Below are 23,543 nucleotides of genomic sequence, written 5' to 3'. Positions count from 1 at the left end.
TTTACATTAGCACAAATAACTATTCGTAATATAAAAATGGCAGGAAATTCTTTTGGAAATATATTTAAAGTTACCACTTTTGGTGAATCTCACGGTGTTGCAATTGGAGGTATAATAGATGGTTGTCCTTCGGGAATACAATTGGATTTTGAAGCTATTCAAAACGAATTAAACCGAAGAAAACCAGGACAGTCTGAAATTGTTACCCAACGTAAAGAACCAGATACTGTAGAGTTTTTATCTGGAATATTTGAAGGACAAACCACAGGAACTCCAATCGGTTTTGTTATTAAAAACGCAAATCAGAAATCTAAAGATTATACGCATATTAAAGATGTGTATCGTCCTAGTCACGCAGATTACACCTACGATCAAAAGTACGGTGTTCGTGATTATAGAGGTGGCGGACGAAGTTCTGCACGTGAAACGGCATGTAGAGTAGTTGCTGGTGCCATTGCAAAGCAAGTACTGAAAAATGTAAAAATTAATGCGTTTACATCTTCTGTAGGCGAAATTTTTATAGATAAACCATACCAAGATTTAGATTTTAGCAAAACGGAAAACAATATAGTACGTTGTCCGGATGAAGCAATTGCAGAAAAAATGATTGCTAGAATTAAAGAAATTAGAAAAGAAGGAGATACCATTGGTGGAACCGTAACTTGTGTTTTACAAAATGTACCGGTAGGTTTAGGAGAACCTGTTTTCGATAGATTACATGCAGAGCTTGGTAAAGCCATGCTTTCTATAAATGCCGTAAAAGGCTTTGAGTATGGTAGCGGATTTTGTGGTGCTAAAATGAAAGGTAGCGAACATAACGATATTTTTAATGCAGACGGAAGTACGAAATCAAATCTTTCTGGTGGTATTCAAGGTGGAATAAGTAACGGGATGGATATTTATTTCCGTGTTGCTTTTAAGCCAGTGGCGACCATTATGCAAAAACAAGAAACCATAAATAGCAAAGGTGAAGTTTTAGAAATGCAAGGAAAAGGAAGACATGATCCTTGTGTGGTACCTCGTGCAATTCCTATTGTAGAAGCAATGGCAGCGTTGGTTATAGCAGATTATTATTTACTAAACAAAATGTATAAATAAAATTCCTGCGAAAGTAGGTATTTCATAAATTTATAAAAGGTATTTCAATGCAATCTGATATTTACTATACGGCGTTAAAAACATATGATGCAGATAATACCACTGGGTTTAGCTGGAAAGAATACATAGATTGGACAGAATTATTTCATGTTAAAGAATTGGTTTCTTTAGATGGTAATTTAAACCGATTAGCATTTGTCTTAGATTTAGATGCGGCTGAAGTGTGGGATTATATTATATCGGATAACGGTATGGTCATGTTCTATTTTAATTCCTTAGATTATGTCTTGAATCATGTGAAGGATATTCCCTTTTTTAATTTACTAGCAATAATTAAAGAACCAGGAAAAGAAAAAGCAGATTTAAACGCTACCTATGATTTTATAGGGTATGATTTAATCGAAATAGGAGGAGACACAAGTGCTCTGACTAACTGTGGTGGTTTTGATGAAACTTTTCTACCAAGTGATTTAAATGGGTATGGATTAGTTTCAGACTATGAAAAAGCCAAAAGGATACAGAAAGAATTACCAATTAATAATCCAGAAGAAGAACATACAGACTGTTATCTTTATGAGGTTTGGAGACATAAAACAATAGGAAGAAAAACGAACTAACGAAGTTTCCGCCTAACGGAAATGAAAAATAAATAACATGAAATTAGCATTGCACTGGAAAATAATAATAGGAATGATATTGGGTATTGTCTTCGGATTCATAATGAATGCGTATGATGGCAAAGATTTTGTTTCCGATTGGATTGCTCCTTGGGGTAAAATCTTTATTAACCTTTTAAAGCTTATTGCTGTTCCGTTAATTCTTGCTTCGTTAATTAAAGGGATTTCCGATTTAAAAGATATTTCTAAAATTAAATCCATGGGATTACGAACCATAGCGATTTATGTTGGTACCACGCTAATTGCAATTATTATAGGGTTAACAATTGTAAATACCGTGAAACCAGGAGTTGGAATGTCTCAAGATACGATTACTAAAATCAAAATGAAATATGAAAATGATGCTGGTGTTACCGATAAATTAGCCAAAGCTACAGCGCAAAATGATGCTGGACCATTACAGTCTTTAGTCGATATTTTTCCGAGTAATATATTCGTTTCTTTAGGAGAAGCAAAAATGCTTCAGGTTATTTTCTTTGCTTTATTTGTAGGTATTTGTTTATTACTAATTGATGAGAAAAAAGCAAAACCGTTAATAAATTTCTTTGATTCGTTAAATGAAGTCGTAATGAAAATGGTGGATTTAATTATGTTATTTGCACCTTATGCCGTATTTGCTTTAATGGCAAACGTAATTATAGCCTTTGATGATACCGAAATTTTATTAAAACTTTTAAACTACGCAGGCTGTGTAGTGCTAGGTTTAGCCTTAATGATTGTTTTCTATTTAGTGCTTATAAAGTTTGTGGTGAAGAAATCACCGCTTTGGTTTTTAAAAGAAATATCTCCAGCGCAATTATTAGCTTTTTCTACAAGTTCTAGTGCTGCAACTTTACCCGTGACTATGGAACGTGTGGAAGAACATTTAGGTGTCGATAAAGAAGTTTCTGGGTTTGTATTACCAGTAGGAGCAACCGTAAATATGGATGGAACAAGTTTATATCAAGGTATTGCTGCTGTTTTTATCATGCAGGTAATTTGGCCAGAAGGATTAACATTTACGAACCAATTAGTGATTATAGCAACGGCTTTATTGGCTTCTATTGGAAGTGCTGCGGTACCAAGTGCAGGAATGGTAATGCTAGTTATCGTTTTAGAATCTATAGGTTTCCCAGCAGAATTATTACCAATTGGTTTGGCCTTAATTTTTGCAGTAGATAGACCTTTAGACATGTGTAGAACGGTTGTTAATGTAACTGGAGATGCTACTGTTTCCATGATTGTTGCTAAATCTTTAGGAAAGCTTCATGACCATCCGAAACCAAAAGAATGGGATGATAATTATGATGCTGTTAAGTAAGCAGAGAACACGTTTTTTTATTTTGAAAAAACGTTGTGAATCGCTTATCCTGAGGCACGAAGGATCTCATGCTATTTAGGAAATCTTTATAAAAAAGAAGAATCGCAATGGTTTTTTCGATTTCTAGGAACAACGAAGGATCTCTTGATATTTTAGAGAGTATCAAGAGGCACGAAGGATCTCATGCTATTTAGGAAATCTTTATAAAAAAGAAGAATCGCAATGGTTTTTTCGATTTCTAGGAACAACGAAGGATCTCTTGATATTTAAGAGAGTATCAAGAGGATTGAAGGATCTCATGCTATTTAGGAAATCTTTATAAAAAAGAAGAATCGCAATGGTTTTTTCGATTTCTAGGAACAACGAAGGATCTCTTGATATTTAAGAGAGTATCAAGAGGATTGAAGGATCTCATGCTATTTAGGAAATCTTTATAAAAAAGAAGAATCGCAATGGTTTTTTCGATTTCTAGGAACAACGAAGGATCTCTTGATATTTTAGAGAGTATCAAGAGGCACGAAGGATCTCATGCTATTTAGGAAATTTTTATAAAAAAGAAGAATCGCAATGGTTTTTTCGATTTCTAGGAACAACGAAGGATCTCTTGATATTTTAGAGAGTATCAAGAGGCACGAAGGATCTCATGCTATTTAGGAAATCTTTATAAAAAAGAAGAATCGCAATGGTTTTTTCGATTTCTAGGAACAACGAAGGATCTCTTGATATTTTAGAGAGTATCAAGAGGCACGAAGGATCTCATGCTATTTAGGAAATCTTTATAAAAAAGAAGAATCGCTATGGTTTTTTCGATTTCTAGGAACAACGAAGGATCTCTTGATATTTAAGAGAGTATCAAGAGGCACGAAGGATCTCATGCTATTTAGGAAAGCTTTATAAAAAAGAAGAATCGCAATACTTTTTTCGATTCCTAGGTACAACGAAGGATATCAAGCTATTAAAGAGAGTATCAAAGAGGAAATTTTTTTTTAAATTTGAATTTGTTTTTAGTATTTAAATAATTATGGTGAATATTTCTATTTCAGAACCTGTAGTTTCCGTAGACTGGTTATATAAAAACCGAGCTGCGACTAATCTTGTTATTTTAAATGCTACCATTCCTAAAATAGTAAATGGAAGTGCCGTTTTTCCGGAAGAAACACAAATACCAAATACGCGATTTTTCGATATTAAAAAGAAGTTTAGTAATGTAGAGGATGCCTTTCCAAGTGCCTTTCCTTCCGAAGCACAATTTACTGCCTCTACACAAGAATTAGGTATTAATAAAGACAGTGCCATTGTAGTTTATGATGAAAAAGGGATTTACTCCAGCGCCAGAGTTTGGTGGCTTTTTAAAGCTTTTGGTTATGATAATGTTGCTGTTTTAAATGGCGGATTCCCAGAATGGAAACAAAAAGAATTTCCTATTGAAATAAAACAAACGCATCCCGTACAAGTTGGTGATTTTCAAGCCAGAAAGCAACCTGGTTATATGTTGTTTTTTGATGATATTTTAAAAATTCAAGAAGACAAAAACTATACTATCTTAGATGCAAGATCTGCAGGTAGATTTAATGGAAGTATTGCCGAACCCAGAGAAGGACTGCGAAGTGGAACGATACCTAACTCTATAAACCTTCCGTTTGAAGATTTATTAGAGAATAAAAAGCTACTATCTGAAGAACAGTTAAAAACAGTTTTTAAAAGTGCAACCACTAAGGAGGAGCATCTTGTTTTTTCTTGTGGTTCTGGAATTACAGCTTGTGTTTTAGCTTTAGCAGCAGATCGTTTAGGATATAATAATGTTGCTGTTTATGATGGTTCTTGGACAGAATACGGAAGTTTAATAGATAACAATAATAAGATGCATTGGACTAAAAACGAATTAATTGCTTATACTTTATTATACGCTGCAAACTCTAATTTTGAAGAAGATAATAAAGAAAGAAACCTAATCATTGAAAAAGTAGACATGCAAACCTTTCAGAAAATTCATGATGAGTTTGATGCAGATAATGATTATCAGAGTATTCAAAAAATTCAAGCAGGTCTAAAAGAACATCACTTCACAAAAGAGGATATCGATAAACTACTTGTAGAAATAAAAAAGATGTTTTTTGCAGATGGAGAGTTTGATGTTATGGAGCGTATTACCTATAGAAGCTTGAATAAATTATTCAATTTATAGTAATCCAAAACACTACTTAACAAAGCTTTTTACAGCCATTATCCATTCAATCTAATTTTATTCATTTTAAAACCCCTCTAAAACAATAGGTTTTTGAGCAAAACTTGAAAATAATAGGTTGTTCATCGATTTTTTTTACAATTATTTTTTCATCATCTAATATACTCGTTCTATACCGAATATATTTTAGCATATTAGATACTACCGCTACCTTTACTTCAACAAATTAAAGGTCTCATGAAATTAGTAACAACCCTCTTATTGGTTATTTTTTCTTTTTTTGCAGCATCTGCTCAAGATATAGAATTAGTAAATGAATTACATTCAACTCCTATTACCATTGAAAATATTTGTGTAACTTCTATAAACGAAGTGCAATTATTAGAGTTTAAAGTGGACACAAATACCATAACAAGAAAGAAATCTTACAAGTATATTATTGAGAATACACTTTCTGGTAGAAAGAATTTAATTTTTAAAACAAAGCGTGGTATTAAAAACTGCTAATCGTCTTTATATACTCTAAAAGAAAATAAATGAAAAACACCATTAACTCTAGTTTCGTAGTTGTATTACTTATAGTTTCTACATTATTTTCTTGTAGTACTAATGATATGGACGACAACCAAAACGAAACGAATACATTAGTTGGTGAATGGCAACGTGCAGATTCTAATAGTAGTTTTGCAAATGGCTTTGTTTTTCTTGCGGATAATACTGGAGTTCAATTTACTTCGGAAAACCATGATGATGGAACCGCTATTTCTAATGCAGTATCTTTAGAGTGGAATTCTTCTGGTACCAATTTACAATTAATGATGGACGAAGAAATAAACACTTCCTATTCTTTTAATGCAGAAGGAGAACTTCTTTTAAGTGCTATTTCAGAAATTCCTTTTGTTAGAATCGATTAACCTATTATCCTAAAAACTTATCTTTTAATTCGGGAGTAGGTATCATACAAGCATCTTTTTTACCATACCATTTATACCTGTTTTTAGCAATGTAGTTGTACACGCTATTCCGTATAAACGTTGGTACAATTAAAAACACGACCATTATATTATTCGGAAAACCTAAATGCTTGGCAATATACAATGCAGCTGTAGATTTCACTTTCAATCCATTTTCATTAGAGTAGAGTAGTATAGAATCCGTTTTTACAGGATCTATATGATACTTGGCTATTATGGTTTGACCAATAGCACTTTGCAAAGGCGCAAACCGAAACACATCTTTCTTATCGTGTTTTATCACATATTGTACTGTGCTGTTGCATAAGTTGCAAACACCATCAAATAAGATTAGTTGTTTATGTTTTGGTAATTGGTTCATAGTATTATTCCTGCGCAGGCAGGAATCTGTTTATATTACTGTTTATTCATTCAGAAGATTAAAACCCTCCGATTTTTTCTTTTTAAAAAATCACCTCCCTTGGTTTAAAGGGAGGAACAAGTACTATATTCCTTTTTAGTTCTTATTTACTATGTATAGTAAAAAGAATGTTTTTTATAGCTTTGCTCTTTTTTAGAGAGGAGAATCTCTTTTTATTAGTGTTTATATAACCAAAAGATTAAAACCCTTCGATTTTTTCTTTTTAAAAATCATCTCCTTTGTTTATAGCGAGGAACAAGTACTATGTTTCTTTTTATATGGTATTAAAAGGTAGTCTAAAAGCATTTTTTTTTAATGCTCTCCTCTTTTTTAAAGAGGAGAATGAATTATAATTTCTAATAAAAGAAATTATAAGCAAGAGGAGTTAATACCTAAAGGACATTCTAATTTTTACTAACTACTTTTTAACAGCCTCTACAAGTTCTAACATCGCTACACTAACGTTAGTCGTAAAAATACCATAATTCACAACGGCCTTGTTTTTTTCCATTTTATCAATAGTTCCAACCGCACGACCATCTTCCATACGTACACGATCACCAACTTTTAGAATCGCTTTCGGTTTTTCGGGAACGATTGCTTTTTTCTTGGCTTCCTTTTTCTTTTCTCTAATAACTTCTACTTTCTTTTCTACTTCTTGTTTGACTTGCGTCTCTTTATGTTTTTTCGCTTTTTTCTGCTTAACAGTAACTTTTTTACGTTTCGAATTTTCAATCTGTACCAGCTTAAACAGTTCTGCCATTAATTGCTTTTTCTGTTTATTATCGAAGAATTTTTCGGCTAAATCATTCACTTTGGTTCCTAAATACACCAAACGTTGATTGCTATCATATAGCTCTTGATAGTTTTCTAGTTTTTTCTGCACCTTCGCATTTATCTCTTCGAGCTTATCTGCTTCAGCAAGTTTTTTCTTTTCGTTTTCTTTTAAAGATTGTCCGGTTTTCTCTAGTTTGCTTCTTTCCTTTTGAAGCTTTGCAATAGTAGCATCAAAACGTACTTTACCACGTTCTATCTTCTTTTTAGAACGATTTATTAAACTATACGGAATCCCATTTTTCTGTGCTACTTCAAACGTAAACGAACTTCCTGCATTACCAATCACCAGTTTGTAAATAGGCTCTAAACTTTTTTCATCAAAAAGCATATTTGCATTTTCCATAAAAGGCAACTCGTTCGCTAATAGTTTTAAGTTGGAGTAGTGCGTGGTGATAATCCCAAAAGCTTCCCGATGATAAAATTCTTCTAAAAAAGTTTCTGCTAAAGCACCACCAAGTTCCGGATCTGATCCTGTACCAAATTCATCGATTAAGAAAAGCGTATTCTTATTACACTTTCTTAAAAAATAATTCATTTGCTTCAGTCGGTAGCTGTAGGTACTCAGTTGATTTTCAATAGATTGGTTATCTCCAATATCACTTAAAACTCTATCAAACAAGCACACAGAACTACGTTCATGTACCGGAATTAACATTCCACATTGTAGCATGACTTGTAGTAATCCTACGGTTTTTAGTGTAATACTTTTTCCTCCCGCATTGGGACCAGAAATAACGATAATTCTACTGTCTTGTTTTAATTCTATGGTTTGCGGGAATGTTTTTTCCTTCTTCGCTTTATTATTTAAAAGTAATAAAGGATGATATGCATCGCGTATAAATAGCGTTCTGTTTTCATTAATTTCCGGAAGAATAGCATCCATAGATCGTGCATATTTCGCTTTCGCGGAAATTACATCGATAGCAATTAAAAAGTCTTGGTACTTTTCTAATAAAGGTAAAAAGGGTCTTACAAAATTGGTGATTTCCTTAAGGATTCTTACAATTTCTTCGGCTTCTTCAAACTCTAAATTATTAAGCTCTCTGGTGTGTCTTAAAGTCGCTTCTGGTTCAATATAAACAATACTTCCTGTTTTACTACTTCCCATAATAGCACCTTTCACCTTACGTCTATGCATGGCTTTTACAGCAAGAACCCGCTTGTTTTCTACAACAGATTCGCGTATATCATCTAAATAATCGAGTTGATGGTAACTGTTTAATGCCGAAGCAAAACTGCCGTTAATTTTACCTTTAAGGGTATTCATGCTTTTTCTTATCTCAAAAAGCAGGGGAGAAGCGTCGTCTTTTATGTCGCCAAAACGATCTACATTCGCATCAATTTTTTCAATGATTTCTTTGGTCACTTCGATATAGAAAGCGAAGTCATGTAATTTAGGATAATACTCCTGAAACTTTTTAAGGAATGTTACAATCTCATTACACGTTAATGAAATAGATACCAATTTTTTTAAACTGTGTATTTCTAAAAACGTGTTTTCAATTTTTAAAAGCTTTAATTCTTTAGCAATAGTATCAAAACCATGATTTGGAATTCTATTGTCATTATGAAAAGACGATAGATATTCGTCCACCAATTGTAGGGATACTAGTAATTCTTCTTTGGTTTTATATGGCGTAATTTGTAACGCTTGGGCATGTCCTAAAGGCGTAATGCAAAGTTCACTTACTTGTTGTAAAACGGTAGAAAATTCTAAATCTTGTAATGTTTTTTCGGGTATGTTTATCATAATTTATTCCGCGAAAGAGGAAATGGCATTATTGTTTTATGGAATACTTTTTTATAGCACAACAAAGTTAAGCAATTGCCTTGAGACTTGGAATTTTACTTTTAGATGTAGCTTTTAGTACTTTCTAAAAAATAAGCTCCAAAGCATCTTTTTCTATTTCTATAATGAGGTCGACTAAATTTTGCTGATCTTCTAAAGTTAATCGGTTAAAAAGGGCATCGCCTTCCGTTAACATTTCCAGTCCTATTTCTAGACCTTTAATTTGTTGTGGAGTATAGGTGTTTTCCTTTTTTCGCATCATTTTTATTAGATACTCAATAATTCCTTTGATTTTTTTAATGAGGATTTTATCGTGTAACACATCAAATAACGATTCTGAAATACTAATAAATTTCTCTATTTCTTCCCGAGATAATAATTTAATGAGCGCATGTATCTTTTCTGGATCATAAGGTCCTTCGATCTTATTTTTTATGGCTTCATCTACCAGATTATTTTCAAAGTTATCTGCAGCTTTAAAAGACTGCATGGCCTTTAATCCGGTATTTAATATTTTAGGAAGGTGTCTTCCATATTTAAAAATCAGTTTGGTAGCATCTAGTGCAATACTTACTAATTTTTTGGGATGCTTGGTGAATTCTTCCAGACTGCTAAACGCCTCGTTTAATTCTTGTCGTTTTTCAAATTCTGGATACATATAATTCAGAAAATACTCCCGAAGCTGGTTTACGGTTTCGGCATCTATAGAATCTGGAAGTCCATAGGTATCCTTGATATTTTGATATTGATAACGTTGCTGAATCGTATTTCGGTATCCAGTAATGATTTCTTTTAAAACTTGCTCTCTCTCCATGTTACTGTGTTTTTTATTCCGTGAACCTGCCTGTCGGTAGATAGGAACGGAAAAATACTCCTTCTTTTAATAGGTGTTTTTGGGTACTACAAATTTACGAAATTGGTAGCATGTTCCCGCGAATTAGCATTAAATTTACAACGATTAATAACACCTAATTATGAGATTCTTTTTACTACTTATTTTTTCTGTTTTATTTATGAGTTGCACTAGTAAATATGATGCCTATAAAAAAATACCAGATTATATTTCCAAGGCAGATGCTTCGGATAAAGCGTATTTTGAAGCCTATGACGAAACCCTAAAGTTATGGGATGTCGCTTTTGAAGAATTATACATTCCGACTACAGATGGTGTTGCACATGTGATTGTTAGCGGACCAGAACATGCCGCACCTGTAGTTTTATTACATGGCATGAATGCGAGTTCTACCATGTGGTATCCAAATATTAAAGCACTTAGCAGCAACCATCGTGTGTATGCTATTGATTTTATACTAGAACCAGGAAAGTCTTATTTGTATACAGATTTAGATAGTGTAGACCACGTTATCGATTGGTATCAAGAAGTGTTGTTTGCTTTAGAGTTAGACAGCTTTCATCTTATTGGCGCTTCTCGTGGCGGTTGGTTAGCGGTAAACCTTGCTTTAGACAACCAGAAAAGAATTAAAAGCCTGATTTTATTGAGTCCGGCGCAAACCTTTACCTGGATTAAACCAAGTATGAATTTACTTAAAAATGTTGCTGCATTGCTTTCTTCTAAAGAAAAACGCATCGCACAAAGCCTAGAAAGTATGTCTAGTAATGTTGCTAATATTAGCGATGCCTATTTAGAGCAATATTATATCGCTACCGAAAAAGACTCGGTAAATCAATTTATGTCTAGTATGCAACCGTTTTCTAATGACGTGCTAAAATCTCTGCAAATGCCGGTGTTGGTTTTAATTGGGGATGACGATATGATTAATGAAAGAAGAACCATAGAAATTGCCAAAATGCTACCACAAGGAAAAGGGGAAGTTATTAATAATGCAGGCCATTTTTTATCTATTGATCAAGCGGAAGTGGTGAATGCAAAGATGTTGGGATTTTTGGAAAAATAATCCGCGTTAATCTTTCTTATAATACCGCTGATTTCCTTTTTCAAACACAAAATCTTCGTGTGGTTTTAGCTTCGGTAATTTGAATTTCTTGTCTTTAACAGCATGGGCATCTACTTTTTCTAAGGTCATTGTAGCGGTCATAAAGCCGTTAGTTTTCTTTACGATTTTTAAAGGCAATGCATTGGATTTTTTTAAGAATTCAAACCACATATCGTACCTATGATTGGCATATAAATTAGGATCCATTGGAAGGAATTGCGAATTATAGTAATACGCATAAACTCCCGATTGCCAAGTGACCACTACTTTTTTACAAGTATGCGAAAGAATTACTTCCTTAGTATCTACAATTTCTATTTTTGGAAGGTTTCCTGTTTTTTCAAATTCTAAATCTATATTCGTTATTATTGCCGAAACTAAATCTAGTTTGCTATCGATAGTTAAAAGCTCCTTTCTTTCCGGGTTATAAATCTGTTTTATTCTTGAATTTGACGCTTCCATACAATAATTACCTTGCTTATAGGTGATTTCCGTGTATGCAAAAAAGGAATTATTTTTTTTCATTTTTTCAACGGTGAGCCCTGTTTTTTCTACAAGTTTTTTTGAAAGTACAAGATCGTTTTTATAGGTAAGTGTTCCTTCAAAATTCTGACTAATAGCAATGCAGGAATAGAAAATAAAAAAAGAAAAAAGTAGGTGTTTCATAAGGTTTTGTTAGTAGGAAACTAAGTGATATAATAAAAATGGAATACTATATTTATGCGTCATTTGGAAAATAGGAGATAAGATAGCAACAAAAAGAAAGATGTTATATTATTTGTTCATGGACTTTAAATACTTTTTGAATTGCATAATTTTAATTGCAGAGAAAATCATAAAAGTAAGACCAGTTACATGGTTAAAAGCATCTAAGTTAATAAATATATAGCGAATAGCATGCGAAAGGGGTTTTGTGAGTAGGCTAGAACTAGCAATAAATTGTATACGGTGTTATGCTCTGTTTTAATTTATTTCTTTTATTAATCAAAAAGGTTTGATTTAGAAACCTGTCTTGAAATATCATCTAATTCGTTATAAACTCCTTTATCATCGGCAGTTCCAAAAAAGGCTATCACTAAATTTCGAGAAGGTGAAATGTAAAGACCTTGTCCGCTAAAACCACCTTTATAAAAATCTCCATCTTCCATTACTTTGTCCCATTGATAGGTATTGTGATGAACAACTTCTTTATCAAGCGTGTAATTTTCAGAACCGTATGCAGTAATCAAATGAGGACGACCTTGCTTTTGAATTTTATCGAAATATTCATTTGAAACGAAAGTATTATCACCTGAACGACCATCGGTTAAAAACATATAGCCAAATCGAGCTAAATCTCGAAGTGTAGAACTAATTCCTGCGTGAGATACACTCGTGCCATTTGTTTGCGTAATAAATGCATCAGATTCCGCACCAATTTTTCGCCAAATTTCACGCTCAATATTTTCTGCATAAGAAAGACCTGTGATTCTTTCTATTAGGCAAGAGAGAACGAAAGTGTTCACTGAAGTATATTCAAATATTTCTCCAGAAGTTTTTGCAGATGATAAGGTTTTAATGTGCTCAAAAGCATTGTCTGCGGTTTTTTCTGTTCGTTTTAGAAATCCAAGAGCTGCTTCAAATTGATAGTAACAAGTTTCAGGGTTTTCAAAAGCGCCATCCACCCATTCACGACAATCAATTCCTGAAGCCATATCAAGAATGTCAATTATGGGTACACTTTCCCATCCAGACCCTTTAAGTTCAGGTAGATAATGTTCTATTGGTTTTGTTACATCAAGTTGTTTTCTGTCTTCCAAAACTGCTATAAGAGTTGAAGCAAATACTTTAGATACTGACCAGTAAAGATGCCTATCGTTTGAAAACATTCTTGGGTAGGCTTCATATACAATACGGTCTCCTTGCAATATTATCATACCATCCACTTTGTCGCAAGTTTTGACATAGTCTTGAAGTGTCATTTGTCCTAATTCAGAAGTAACAACAAACTCCTCGATTTCTTTGCGGTAATCTTCTTTTAGGCTTTTAACATTTCCTTCTCTATGGATTATGGCGTGAGTCCAAAATTCAGGCATATTTAAAAATATATAACGAGATATTTCACCTCCATCATCCCAATTATCCATATTCCATTGCTTAAATACGGACTGAATTTCCTCGTTTGAAAAACCATCATAAGTTTGAGCAAATAAATTTGAATAGGAAACAATTAATAAGAGAAGTAATAGTCTGAAATAGTTCATTTTTTTAAGGATGTTCATTTTAGAAATTGAGCATAACGGTTAGTATATGAAACGTAGCGTGTAAAAAGACGCTATCGTTTCGGATTATACACGAGCCGAATTTTTAAATTTTTCTTTTTATCTTAATTTTACTAAAAGCCAAATTTAAAAATTTGGCGGTCTTTACAAACACACAAAAACCTTTGGTAAAGCCTATAGTAGCTATGTTTTATATACATTGTTAGCCACTGGCATTTATTACTATTCTTCTTCTTCAGTTAATTCAATTGTGTATTTATCGATTGCTGATTTGTACATTAAATTCACACTATCTTGAAATCTAGTTTTATTACTAAGAAGTTCTGTAAATTTCCCGTAAACATTTTTGTAAATTATGTTATGAGCAGGATTTTGAAGAAGTTCATCTTTGTATTCATCCATTTCAAATTCTTCTGTTGTCGCTTTCACCAATAGTTTCAACAAGTCATCTTTACTAATTTGGTCTAATTCAGTCCATTCTTCGGTTGTTCCCTCAATTCTATAGTGTCCTTTATTATTGTCAATTTTTAAGTATGTCATATGTTTGTTCTTTTCTTTCATTATATGCATCGAGACCTGCCTCTAAACAGCTAAGTAAAGTTTTATAATTTTCGATTTTGTTTCCGTCTGGACTTACCAGTTCTTTATCTGATGGATAACCAGTATAAATACGATAAATGAATTCTCCATCTTCTATGCTTTTTTTAGTTATTGCTATAAAATTTGGTTTTATCGAAGCTCCAACTGTGCTATTGTGAGTTACAACAACTACAGGCATCAAAGTAGAAATATGCTTAATTATTGAGTTAATTTCTTTATTAAGAAAATTGTTATCAAAAGAGGATTCAGGCTCATCTATTAGCAATAAATCATATTTCGTAGCGTCTTGAATTTCGTGAATTAGATTGAATTCAGAACGTTCTCCTCCCGAAACTATAAATCCATCTTTATTTAAGGTAACAGATTCAATTTTGATGAAAAAATTAAACAAGTTAGCATCTTCAACACCTAATTCCTTGAGTTTTAATAAATATTGATATGAAGATGTGTTATAGTGACTAAAAGCAATACTATAAGTTTTCTTGTCTCTACCAATTTTTTGAAGGTCTGCGGCTCCTTCAATTTTATTTGTAGAAGTCACAATAGAGAACTTGCCTAATTCTTCTCTATGTATATCTCTGCTCATTTTGAGTTCGGATGCTACAGTATTAAATTTATTTACTCTAACTTCATCCAAAGCTATCTTGTAAAAGTCCAAATCCTCAATTACCGAACCAGTAGTTTTAATTCTTAATTCTCTTGTAATATCGCTTGTTAAGGAATTAATCCAATTCTTTTTATTATTGTCAACATTTGAATCAATAGCCTTTTGATTTAGTTCAATTGCTAAACTTTTTAATTTTTTAGTTTCTAAATGCTTTTGGATAATATCTTGGTATTCATTGTTTTTTATTAACGTCTCAACGGCTTTTATAACTTTGTCTAGATTACTTAAGTCGTTGATTATAAAAGCATTTTCACTGAATATTACACATTTTGAATATAAGTCCTTTTTCTCGTTTTCGGATGCGAATTTTTTCAGTGAATCAAAATAATTCTCAATTTCTATGTGATTTTTTTCTAAATCTACTTGAACAGTCTTTTCAACTACTTTTCTAAATTCCCCTAAAAAATTATGACGAACTAAACTAAGTCTAGCGTTATTCGTATCATTAAATTGTTGCTCATCATTATGTAATAATGAAAACTGTTTGATATATTTTGCATTGCCAGACGAAGCAGATATTTTGTTTAATGTTACAGATTTACCAGACGACCTTTCTCCTAATATAATTGTCAAGCCTGTTGATAACACTAGTCCATCGTCTGTTGCTTGGAAAAAATCATTTCCACTTTCTTTGGTTAATGATATTTTACTTCTATCACATAAACAGGACTTAATTCCAGAAAGCGATATGTCATTTAAGTCAATATATGTTTGGCGTGACGGGAAATTAGTTAGTTGAACCTTAAAGCGAACATCACTAAATATGACTGGAACTAAACCATCGTCATCTTTTATCGCACGTTTAAATTTAGAAACACTTGCAACTTCTCCAGATGTGATATGAGGCTTTAATGCATCAATTGTTTCTTGCTTAATATTTGGTTTCTTATCGTTATGAGGTATTAGGATATATTTTGATAAATCTGTAAAAATCTCGTTGAATTGCTCGATTGATAAAGTGTCTTCACTAGTTCGAATGATACTAGAAACTTTATTACACTTTTGTTCAAAATCAGAGATTTCAAATTCATTTGGGTCAGTAATTACAAGAATATGACCACCTTCTAAGTCAACTTCTATTCCTGGAAAAACTGTAATTGATAAGCTATTCCGTATTTCGAAATACTGCTTTGAGTCGAACGTATTATGATTAGTGATTGCAATAGCATCAAGTTCTAACCTCTCCACATATTCCTTAACTTTTGGTAAGCTAAATTCAAAGTCACTATCGCTTACAGTAGGTATTGTATGTGTATGAAGGTCAATTTTTTTCATCAATGTTTCTCTTGCTTGTGGCTAACTTTTTATATAATAACTAAACTTACTCTTATCCTATAAGCGCAGAATAACAAAAGCACTTCTAGTATTAAAGTTTATAACGCCAAGCTACTATTTAAAACAGTAATTTACAATACGTAGTTCTACGTATATTTACAAAGTAATTAACAGTAGTTGACCACTCGAAGGTATAACAAGAAATAATATTCTTATTACGGGAAACCGTATGGCTATGCATTTCTTTAAAATAAAAAGCACAAATCTAGGTTTGTGCTTTAAAGTGTGTTTTGTTGTGGTGGGTTAGGAGTGGTGATAAATTATATATGGTGTTGTGTCTAGTTTTTTAACTTATGAATAATCGTCTATAGAATCTTCTCCAGTCCATTCTAGACCTAATGCTAGATTAAATTGTTTTTGTGCTCCGATTAAGGTGAAAAATGTGCCTAGACTTTCATGAACAAACTTTTCATTTTCTATATAAACTTTTGCGAGTGCGAATGGTTTAATACTATCACTTTTCGTTAATACTAATAATTCTCTTTTGTTTTCATGTATTTGAAAATCCTCCACTACAGATTTCCCATATTGATTTTTTGAAAAGGCACTTCCTTTCACTAGGTTTTGTTTATAACTGTCAATTGAGTTTTCAGATACTGAAGTTGGACAATTTGGAAATTCGCTTTGAGTTTTCCACTTTTTTTGAATTGCACTTGTTGTTAAGGATTCTGTTAATAGATTTTCCTCCTCATACTTTTCTGGTTGTTGTGTATAATTTAAAAATATCCATTCGCCTAGCTGTCCTCCTGATGGAATTTTTCCTTTTTTAGCCCAATTCAGCAAATTTTTTAAAGTATTTTCTGATTCTTCTTTTGTAACCGTTCGCATCCAATCAAATCTTTGATCAAGTTCGCCATCTATTGGTTTAGATGGATTTGAAAGGAAATTGTCAATACTGCCATATTTGGAAATTAATCTTGAAAGACTGATTGGATTTAGTAAGATGTTTTCCAATCTTGTTACCCATCTTAAGTTTTCAGGTCTATTGTTTTTCCTATTCGTGTCAATATGGTCGACAACATGTTTTTCCGAAGGTTGTTTTCCATGAAACGCAGTTGCCACAATCCTATGAACTGTCTCTGATGAGAAGTTCATATAGCCTTGTTGCTTACATGGATTCCCGAAAGTCCACTTTTCGTCTAAAGGTCTTTTTCTTTTGTTGATTTTTTGACATCTAAAAATAGAACCATTTTCTCTTACGTGATAAGTTTCACCACGATATTCGCAGGTTTTTTCAGGTTCATGTATGTCAAATAGATTGTCCAAATTTTCTTTTTTGGTATTGGTTTCCACATTAGGTACTGCGTTTATGCATAAGAATAGTTTTCGGTTTGTCAGCGAGGATTTCCCGAAGGAAAATCGCAATTGTTTGTATACGGTGTTGGTAAATCGATTTTATTGTTTAATTAAATTCGTTTATAAATTTCGTTAATTATACTGCTTTCAGAAGCGGATATTTCCCCACTTTTCTTATATGCTGAAAGACTTTCTTTTAATTCATTTTTGTCAATCTTTTTGAATTCAATCTCGGGATTTCTAATTAGTTTTGGATTTTTAGTTGTCAATAATATTTCAACTCTTTCTAATGCATTTAACCTTATTTTAGGGTTTTTTAAATCTCTAGAAAGTAAATCCGTTTGTATTGATTTTTTAATTTTATTCCAAGTCATTTGATTTATTTTTTAAAACCCTTGTATTTTTATTTTCTAAAAGAGCAATTAATTTAAGGCATTCGTGCTTTCCTGCTTCTAAATAATTAAGATGGTTTGCCAGACCTTTGATTTTGCTTTGCAACATGTGGTTTCGCTAATCTAAAGCATTTAAACATTGTTTGGTGGTTTCTTATGCTACAGCTCATCGGTTTTGTATCTAGCTCGTAGTCTGCAAATTATAAAATTATTTTGGTATGAAGCAGGAGCCAAGTTGAAAATCAGAAAACTGGGGTGCACCTGCATCTATTCCTTAAACATACTATCCTTGTAAGGCTTGAATTTTTTCCTGTGTCTCCATGGCTTTATTGCTTTGGCCAGATTTATCATAAGCCATTTTTAGCGCTTCTAAAATAGCAATATTGTTTGGTTGCTCTATGGAAGCCATTTCAAAGTAATACACGGCATTTTTAAAATGCGCATTAGATTGTTTTTTTATACGTTGTTGTGCTTTCGTTATTTGTTTTTAAGTTCAAGATTAATCCTTACTTTTAATTCTTTTATATTAATCAGCATATCGCTAAGGGCTTTAGTATTGTTAATTTCAGTATAATATTTTAAACCTAATGCACCTTCAAGTGTCAAAATAATTTCTTCTATATTATCATGGATTCTTGAACCTTTATACATAGGTTTTTTCGTGTTTAATCTAAGAAGACCTAATTGAAGCGGTTTCATTAGCGCATTTAAGTATACTTCATTATTGCCATTAGACACTTTACTGAAACTTTCTTGAGAGCGCTTTACATCCAGTAGATGATTTCGAATAATTTCTGGCATTAATTTTATATCTCCTGTCGATTCTAATGTTTGAATAGTATTCGTGTTAAATGATGCGTATCTAGATACTCTATTAATTTTAAGTAATTCCTGCATAATTTGATTAGGCTCTAAATCTAAAGTCTCCAAATATTTGTTGTATGCTTCAAAAGAGACAGTGTTACTTTTTAAAAAGGAAATTCGATTTGTAATGTTTTCTATTTCTTTATCCAGATCCACTAAAATCTGACTATAGTAGTTGTGCCTTGTTTCATCAAGTTTATTAATTTCTTTGGCATTGTTTAATTGTAGCGCAATTAAAATACCGATAACAACCAGTATAATTTCTCCAACTGCATACATTAGATATTTACTGAATTTGTTTTCAGAAAGTAGTCGCTGTCTTATGTGTCTAAAGAACTTCATCATATATAAGGTTTTGTAATTATCTTACAGGAAACGGTGTTTGTGTTATTAGCGCCAGATGCCCTCAGGGATTGGTTTTTCCTCTACTATTTCTACTAGCAGACCGTCAAGGCCTCTAACGAAAAAACTTTTCATACCATACATAGAATCTATTTTTATATCCTGTACAATGTCTAACCCAGCAGCTCTCATTTTATCCATTACTGGTTCAATATTTTCGAATGAAAAACTAATATGATCGATTGCACTACCATCTGTTGGTTTCATTTTTTCTTTAGGCCACCATGATTCTTTCTCCACTGGTTTGCCAAATACTATGATATTAATATTATCGACGGTTAGTAAATTCCATTTCCACCGAAGCTTGTTGTTCTCCCATTGTTTTGCCTTTTCATATAGAGGAAGCAACCCCAAATTAGATTTGAACCAATCCATCGTTTTATCCACATTAGTGGCTAGTAAGTGTATGTGTTCAAATCTATGGTTTTTATTTCCGGTATAAACCTCTATAACTTCCTGTTCTGGACCAAGAAAGTACATCCAAAAATTATCGTAAAGTGGCGTAATAGGTGTATGAATCGCTATTCCTTCTTTCACTCTCCAATCAAATTCGGATTGCCCATCTACACCAGACCAACCAATATGCCATAAACTAGAACCTAAATGTGTTGAAGGTTTGTTATCTACGAGATGCATGAATAAAAAGGATTTCTCCGTAAACAGGGCGTCCGCTTGGTCGCGGTATTTTACTCGAGTTGCGCCAAAGTATTTTTCATAATATGCTATGGTTGAATCTCTATCTCTGACATTTAGATGCACATGATGAAAACTCGCTTGGATAGCATTTTCATTCGCATCCGCATTTTCAGATACCTGTTTACAGCCAACCATTTGAAATAGTAGCGCTGCAAATACAAACAGGGGAATTCTAAATTTTATTTCCAGGAAACTATTCATTTTTTTATAATTGTCGTTAACCGATTTGTATATAATTAGTGGCGTTGTTAAGCACCTAATTTAGCAAATAAATGACAGATAGAATATTCCGTAGGAATGTTTGTAAGCTAGTATTGAGTTGAAAAATAACGGTTTACGTTGTTGGTCTTTCGTTAATTTGCTAATTTATTGTACACTACATTACCATTAAAAATGGTCATGACGATTTCGGTATTTAAAATCTGATTTTCTGCCACGGTCATCAAATCTTGATTGTAAATTGTAAAATCAGCAAGCTTACCACTACGAATAGAACCTTTAATGTTTTCTTCGAAGGCGCCATAAGCAGCATCTAAAGTATATGATTTTAAAGCCTGCATTCGTGTCATTTTTTGTTCTGGCTCATAACCGCCTTCCGGAGTTCCTTTAAGTGTTTTACGACTTACACTAGCATAGAAACTAGCAATAGGATTAAGAGGTTCTACAGGTACGTCCGTTCCATTAACAATAGGAACGCCACTCTGTAATAAATCTTGCCACATGTAGGCACCATCTTTGATTCGTTTTTCACCTAAACGGTCAATGGCCCAAGGTCTATCGGAAGACAAGTGTATTGCCTGCATTGCAGGAATTACATTTAATTCTGCAAAACGAGGAATGTCATCTGGATGTAAATGTTGGGCATGTTCAATACGGAATCTATGATCGGTATCTAACATATTTAATTCCTTTAAAGCTAATTCATATTGATCCAGAATTTCTCTATTAGCACGATCTCCAATAGCATGTGAACAGACTTGAAAATTGTTTTGAAGTCCTTTTATTGCTACTTCTTTTACAAGATCCATAGGAAGCGTTTCATGGCCATAGTGCCCTGGGCGATCTGTGTAAGGTTCTAATAGCCAAGCACCTCTTGAACCTAAAGCACCATCACAACTTAATTTTATAGAACGTATAGTAAAACGATGGTCTGGATCTATCCTTGGACCTTTTTCTAACCATTCCTTAAGTAATTCTTCACCACCTCTTAACATAGCATACATTCTAACATTCATTTTTCCAGCCGATTGCATATCATCGTAGAGCGCTATGGTATTTTTTGAAATACCTGCGTCATGAAAACTAGTGATACCATTTTTATGACACGCTTCCATAGCTAGATTAAAAGCTTGCATGTTTTTTTCTGGCGTCTCTTCTGGGATATACTTGTAAATCAGAGATAGTGCACGTTCATTGAAAATTCCTGTTGGCATACCAAATTGATCTACAATGACTTCTCCTCCTTCCATACTATAAGTATTGATTCCCTCTTTACGTAAGCCATTTAAACCTGCAATTTCCATAGCCTTAGCATTTGCGAAGCCTGCGTGACCACTTGCATGACTTAAAAAAACAGGATTATCTGGTGATATTTCGCTGAGTAAATGATGCGTCTGAAATCCTTTAACTATGTTTGCTGGCATAGAGTCCCATTTGCTTTGGTGCCAACCTCCACCAAGAATCCATTCCCCTGGTTTAGACGTTTTCACTTTCTCTGCAACAGCGTCTACAATATCTTGATAGCTTCTCGTATTCATAAGGTCAAGCTCTAATTCATTATAGCCTAAGCCCATAAAATGACCATGACCTTCAATTAAGCCAGGCGTCATTGTCTTCCCTTTTAAATTTATAAGTTCCGTTTGTTCATTTTGATAGTTTTTGGCTTCTTCAAAACTTCCAGCAAAGAGAATTGTATTATTTTTTGTTACAACTGCCTCTACTGTTGGCTGTATAGAGTCTACGGTATAAATGGTTCCTCCATGAATAATCATGGTGCCAAATTCTTTTTCATTATTAGAACATGCACTTAAAAAAAGGCAGGCTATTATTATATTTAATTTGTAAAATCGTAGTGTCATGATAGTTTAAATTACTTTTAGTTAATTAATATTCATCCTATAATTTAGATAGAGAAATGTAATCTAGAGTAATATAGAATCTGTCGTTTATTCTTTCTTAAATCTATTTTTAAATCAAACGGACTCCTTGCACAATTTGTGCTTGAAGTCGGTTTCTAATATGGAAACATAACTTATTATATAACCAATAAAGGCACCATTTTATATTAGTAAAGTGTTTGTAGTCATGTGATTGACGAAACTAAGTTACCATTTAAAATCCCTTTTTGCAATAGGTGTTTCTACGTGTATTTTGTAGGTGATATATAGCAATTTAATGCTTGAAACTGTATGGCTATACATTTATTAGAAATAAAAAGCACAAATCTAAGTTTGTGCTTTAAAGTGTGTTTAGCTGCGGTGGAATAGAGGAGAACCTAGTGATATTTTATACAATGTTGGCTACAATTATTTGAATCTATCTGATGAATTAGGCATCGTAAATGGTGCGGTTAAAAACCGATTCACAATTTCATTAAATATTTCAGGAATCATGGTTGGAGCAGCATGTGTAGCTCCTGGTAGAATACACAGTTGCGCTTTTGGAATATGGTTAAACATTTCAACAGAGTGTTCATTTTTAATAATATCTCTATCTCCGGCGATTAATAATACGGGCGCCTTTATTTTTTTTAAATCCTCGTGACTCATGTTGGGTTGGTTAAGTAACAGACCAAATTGTTGTAATATCAAATTCCAATCTCTGGAGGTATCTCCTTTTGCTATAAACTCTTTTACTTGTATTTCATATTCTTTAACTTTATTTGGAGCCCAGCTATGTACCGCGGTGCTATCTGGTCTTAGATTACCAGCCATCGCTGCAATTCTTTTTATCTTCACTTCATTATTAATCCCCATTTGAAGTCCTAAAATGGCGCCATCACTCCATCCAAGGATATGTAAAGAATCTAGCTGTAGGTGTTTTACTAAGCCATCTAAATCCTTTGCTATTTGCTTATAGGTTAAAGAATCCGTTTTTAATTCGGACTTTCCATGTCCTCTATTGTCCGCAATAATGACTCTAAATTTGGATTTAAAATATGCAATCTGATTTTCCATATTTTTAATGCTTCCTCCATTTCCATGAATTAGTAAAAGCGGTTCTCCCTTTCCATATTCTTCATAATATATTTTTGCACCGTTTAGGGCTATGTATTTTCCAACGGTTTCGTTGTTCCCATATAAAGTATCCGTTTTCTCTTGTGCATGGGTAGCTCCAAAAATAAATAGGGTAAAAAATAGCGTTATTTTTGCGATTGCATTTTTCATATCGTTGGTTTTAATTTTAGCGAAATATTTATATCCTGTAAACAAGTGCTTATTTCACTAAAGTGGTTACCACCAAGTTACTATTTAAAATAGTAACATGCAATAAGTAGTTTTACGTGTATTCCATTGAGAAACAGTATTTTATATTAGTGGATTATAGCGTGTAATGCTATTCTAATTCGAGGAAATAGTATGGTTTTGTATGTATTAAAAATAAAAAAGCACAAATCTAGGTTTGTGCTTTTAAAGTGTGTTTGGTTATCTGTCCATATTAATAAATTGAAATTCGGTTTTACTTTTGTTTATAAAACGCAATACCGAGCGCACATTATTATTCGTAACGTTTAAATATTTAATTCTCTTTTTTAATACGATTTGGTTATTTCAAAATTCAGCATTTAACTCGTTATTGATTTACTTATTTCCGCG

The 23,543-nt window shown here is 32.8% G+C and carries 21 protein-coding genes; 7 read left to right on the top strand and 14 right to left on the bottom strand.

Annotated elements, in window-relative coordinates; all coding sequences use genetic code 11:
• The first annotated feature begins 36 nt into the window (after positions 1-36).
• The 6 genes from aroC (at position 37) to FG167_RS14515 (ending at position 6,174) form a co-directional block, all read left to right on the top strand.
• Entirely contained in the window at positions 37-1,098 is a 1,062-nt protein-coding gene (gene aroC, locus FG167_RS14540; protein WP_203458951.1) for a chorismate synthase, read from the top strand.
• Between the two features lie 47 nt (positions 1,099-1,145).
• Positions 1,146-1,715 carry a hypothetical protein gene (locus FG167_RS14535; protein WP_203458950.1) on the top strand — a complete coding sequence of 190 codons (570 nt, stop codon included), beginning with the start codon at positions 1,146-1,148 and terminating at the stop codon, positions 1,713-1,715.
• 37 nt (positions 1,716-1,752) lie between these two features.
• Positions 1,753-3,075, top strand: a complete 1,323-nt coding sequence (locus tag FG167_RS14530; RefSeq protein ID WP_203458949.1) for a dicarboxylate/amino acid:cation symporter — start codon at positions 1,753-1,755, stop codon at positions 3,073-3,075.
• 1,021 nt (positions 3,076-4,096) lie between these two features.
• A complete protein-coding gene (locus FG167_RS14525) occupies positions 4,097-5,260 on the top strand; it encodes a sulfurtransferase (RefSeq protein ID WP_203458948.1) in 1,164 nt (387 codons plus the stop codon).
• A gap of 237 nt (positions 5,261-5,497) precedes the next feature.
• On the top strand, positions 5,498-5,767 hold the full coding sequence (locus FG167_RS14520) for a hypothetical protein (protein WP_203458947.1): 270 nt from the start codon (positions 5,498-5,500) through the stop codon (positions 5,765-5,767).
• A 29-nt stretch (positions 5,768-5,796) separates the two neighbouring features.
• Positions 5,797-6,174, top strand: a complete 378-nt coding sequence (locus tag FG167_RS14515; RefSeq protein ID WP_203458946.1) for a hypothetical protein — start codon at positions 5,797-5,799, stop codon at positions 6,172-6,174.
• Positions 6,175-6,178: 4 nt separating this feature from the next.
• Here FG167_RS14515 and FG167_RS14510 read toward each other — a convergent pair whose 3' ends face one another.
• The 3 genes from FG167_RS14510 to FG167_RS14500 all read right to left on the bottom strand — a co-directional run bounded on the left by FG167_RS14510 (position 6,179) and on the right by FG167_RS14500 (position 10,074).
• Positions 6,179-6,595 (bottom strand): thiol-disulfide oxidoreductase DCC family protein, encoded by a 417-nt coding sequence (locus FG167_RS14510; RefSeq protein ID WP_203458945.1) that lies wholly within the window; start codon positions 6,593-6,595, stop codon positions 6,179-6,181.
• 457 nt (positions 6,596-7,052) lie between these two features.
• Complete coding sequence (locus FG167_RS14505) at positions 7,053-9,221, bottom strand: DNA mismatch repair protein MutS (protein ID WP_203458944.1); 2,169 nt, start codon at positions 9,219-9,221, stop codon at positions 7,053-7,055.
• 124 nt (positions 9,222-9,345) lie between these two features.
• Positions 9,346-10,074 carry a hypothetical protein gene (locus tag FG167_RS14500; RefSeq protein ID WP_203458943.1) on the bottom strand — a complete coding sequence of 243 codons (729 nt, stop codon included), beginning with the start codon at positions 10,072-10,074 and terminating at the stop codon, positions 9,346-9,348.
• 160 nt (positions 10,075-10,234) lie between these two features.
• Between FG167_RS14500 and FG167_RS14495 the strand changes: the two genes are divergently transcribed.
• Positions 10,235-11,176 carry an alpha/beta fold hydrolase gene (locus tag FG167_RS14495; RefSeq protein WP_203458942.1) on the top strand — a complete coding sequence of 314 codons (942 nt, stop codon included), beginning with the start codon at positions 10,235-10,237 and terminating at the stop codon, positions 11,174-11,176.
• A gap of 6 nt (positions 11,177-11,182) precedes the next feature.
• On the opposite strand, the gene FG167_RS14490 is transcribed toward FG167_RS14495, so the two are convergent.
• The 11 genes from FG167_RS14490 to FG167_RS14440 all read right to left on the bottom strand — a co-directional run bounded on the left by FG167_RS14490 (position 11,183) and on the right by FG167_RS14440 (position 23,114).
• A complete protein-coding gene (locus FG167_RS14490; RefSeq protein WP_203458941.1) occupies positions 11,183-11,881 on the bottom strand; it encodes a hypothetical protein in 699 nt (232 codons plus the stop codon).
• 314 nt (positions 11,882-12,195) lie between these two features.
• A complete protein-coding gene (locus FG167_RS14485; protein WP_203458940.1) occupies positions 12,196-13,458 on the bottom strand; it encodes a serine hydrolase in 1,263 nt (420 codons plus the stop codon).
• Between the two features lie 240 nt (positions 13,459-13,698).
• Entirely contained in the window at positions 13,699-14,016 is a 318-nt protein-coding gene (locus FG167_RS14480) for a hypothetical protein (protein WP_203458939.1), read from the bottom strand.
• The gene (locus FG167_RS14475) at positions 13,997-16,018 is read right to left on the bottom strand and encodes a PHP domain-containing protein (RefSeq protein ID WP_203458938.1); all 2,022 of its coding nucleotides are present in this window, start codon (positions 16,016-16,018) and stop codon (positions 13,997-13,999) included. Before FG167_RS14475 ends, FG167_RS14480 begins: the two co-directional genes overlap by 20 nt.
• A 351-nt stretch (positions 16,019-16,369) precedes the next feature.
• Positions 16,370-17,371 carry an HNH endonuclease signature motif containing protein gene (locus FG167_RS14470; protein WP_203458937.1) on the bottom strand — a complete coding sequence of 334 codons (1,002 nt, stop codon included), beginning with the start codon at positions 17,369-17,371 and terminating at the stop codon, positions 16,370-16,372.
• 113 nt (positions 17,372-17,484) lie between these two features.
• Complete coding sequence (locus FG167_RS14465; protein WP_203458936.1) at positions 17,485-17,748, bottom strand: hypothetical protein; 264 nt, start codon at positions 17,746-17,748, stop codon at positions 17,485-17,487.
• Between the two features lie 301 nt (positions 17,749-18,049).
• The gene (locus FG167_RS14460) at positions 18,050-18,190 is read right to left on the bottom strand and encodes a hypothetical protein (protein WP_203458935.1); all 141 of its coding nucleotides are present in this window, start codon (positions 18,188-18,190) and stop codon (positions 18,050-18,052) included.
• A gap of 53 nt (positions 18,191-18,243) precedes the next feature.
• Positions 18,244-18,975: a DUF6090 family protein gene (locus FG167_RS14455; RefSeq protein ID WP_203458934.1), complete on the bottom strand. Its 732-nt coding sequence runs from the start codon at positions 18,973-18,975 to the stop codon at positions 18,244-18,246.
• A gap of 45 nt (positions 18,976-19,020) precedes the next feature.
• Entirely contained in the window at positions 19,021-19,668 is a 648-nt protein-coding gene (locus FG167_RS14450; protein WP_370568386.1) for a VOC family protein, read from the bottom strand.
• A 413-nt stretch (positions 19,669-20,081) separates the two neighbouring features.
• Positions 20,082-21,806, bottom strand: coding sequence for an amidohydrolase (locus FG167_RS14445; protein WP_239004402.1), 1,725 nt, complete (start codon positions 21,804-21,806; stop codon positions 20,082-20,084).
• A gap of 447 nt (positions 21,807-22,253) precedes the next feature.
• Positions 22,254-23,114, bottom strand: a complete 861-nt coding sequence (locus FG167_RS14440; protein ID WP_203458932.1) for an alpha/beta fold hydrolase — start codon at positions 23,112-23,114, stop codon at positions 22,254-22,256.
• Positions 23,115-23,543: the final 429 nt, after the last annotated feature.

The sequence above is a fragment of the Lacinutrix sp. WUR7 genome (assembly GCF_016864015.1).
Lineage (GTDB): Bacteria > Bacteroidota > Bacteroidia > Flavobacteriales > Flavobacteriaceae > Oceanihabitans.
Note: the sequence above shows the minus strand (reverse complement) of the source record. Positions and strands in the feature narration are given on the sequence as shown.

Excerpts from the sequence above, each read along its gene's own strand:
- aroC (WP_203458951.1), top strand. The coding sequence starts at position 37 with ATGGCAGGAAATTCTTTTGGAAATATATTTAAAGTTACCACTTTTGGT.
- FG167_RS14535 (WP_203458950.1), top strand. The coding sequence starts at position 1,146 with ATGCAATCTGATATTTACTATACGGCGTTAAAAACATATGATGCAGAT.
- FG167_RS14530 (WP_203458949.1), top strand. The coding sequence starts at position 1,753 with ATGAAATTAGCATTGCACTGGAAAATAATAATAGGAATGATATTGGGT.
- FG167_RS14525 (WP_203458948.1), top strand. The coding sequence starts at position 4,097 with ATGGTGAATATTTCTATTTCAGAACCTGTAGTTTCCGTAGACTGGTTA.
- FG167_RS14520 (WP_203458947.1), top strand. The coding sequence starts at position 5,498 with ATGAAATTAGTAACAACCCTCTTATTGGTTATTTTTTCTTTTTTTGCA.
- FG167_RS14515 (WP_203458946.1), top strand. The coding sequence starts at position 5,797 with ATGAAAAACACCATTAACTCTAGTTTCGTAGTTGTATTACTTATAGTT.
- FG167_RS14510 (WP_203458945.1), bottom strand. The coding sequence starts at position 6,595 with ATGAACCAATTACCAAAACATAAACAACTAATCTTATTTGATGGTGTT.
- FG167_RS14505 (WP_203458944.1), bottom strand. The coding sequence starts at position 9,221 with ATGATAAACATACCCGAAAAAACATTACAAGATTTAGAATTTTCTACC.
- FG167_RS14500 (WP_203458943.1), bottom strand. The coding sequence starts at position 10,074 with ATGGAGAGAGAGCAAGTTTTAAAAGAAATCATTACTGGATACCGAAAT.
- FG167_RS14495 (WP_203458942.1), top strand. The coding sequence starts at position 10,235 with ATGAGATTCTTTTTACTACTTATTTTTTCTGTTTTATTTATGAGTTGC.
- FG167_RS14490 (WP_203458941.1), bottom strand. The coding sequence starts at position 11,881 with ATGAAACACCTACTTTTTTCTTTTTTTATTTTCTATTCCTGCATTGCT.
- FG167_RS14485 (WP_203458940.1), bottom strand. The coding sequence starts at position 13,458 with ATGAACTATTTCAGACTATTACTTCTCTTATTAATTGTTTCCTATTCA.
- FG167_RS14480 (WP_203458939.1), bottom strand. The coding sequence starts at position 14,016 with ATGACATACTTAAAAATTGACAATAATAAAGGACACTATAGAATTGAG.
- FG167_RS14475 (WP_203458938.1), bottom strand. The coding sequence starts at position 16,018 with ATGAAAAAAATTGACCTTCATACACATACAATACCTACTGTAAGCGAT.
- FG167_RS14465 (WP_203458936.1), bottom strand. The coding sequence starts at position 17,748 with ATGACTTGGAATAAAATTAAAAAATCAATACAAACGGATTTACTTTCT.
- FG167_RS14455 (WP_203458934.1), bottom strand. The coding sequence starts at position 18,975 with ATGATGAAGTTCTTTAGACACATAAGACAGCGACTACTTTCTGAAAAC.
- FG167_RS14450 (WP_370568386.1), bottom strand. The coding sequence starts at position 19,668 with ATGCATCTCGTAGATAACAAACCTTCAACACATTTAGGTTCTAGTTTA.
- FG167_RS14445 (WP_239004402.1), bottom strand. The coding sequence starts at position 21,806 with ATGACACTACGATTTTACAAATTAAATATAATAATAGCCTGCCTTTTT.
- FG167_RS14440 (WP_203458932.1), bottom strand. The coding sequence starts at position 23,114 with ATGAAAAATGCAATCGCAAAAATAACGCTATTTTTTACCCTATTTATT.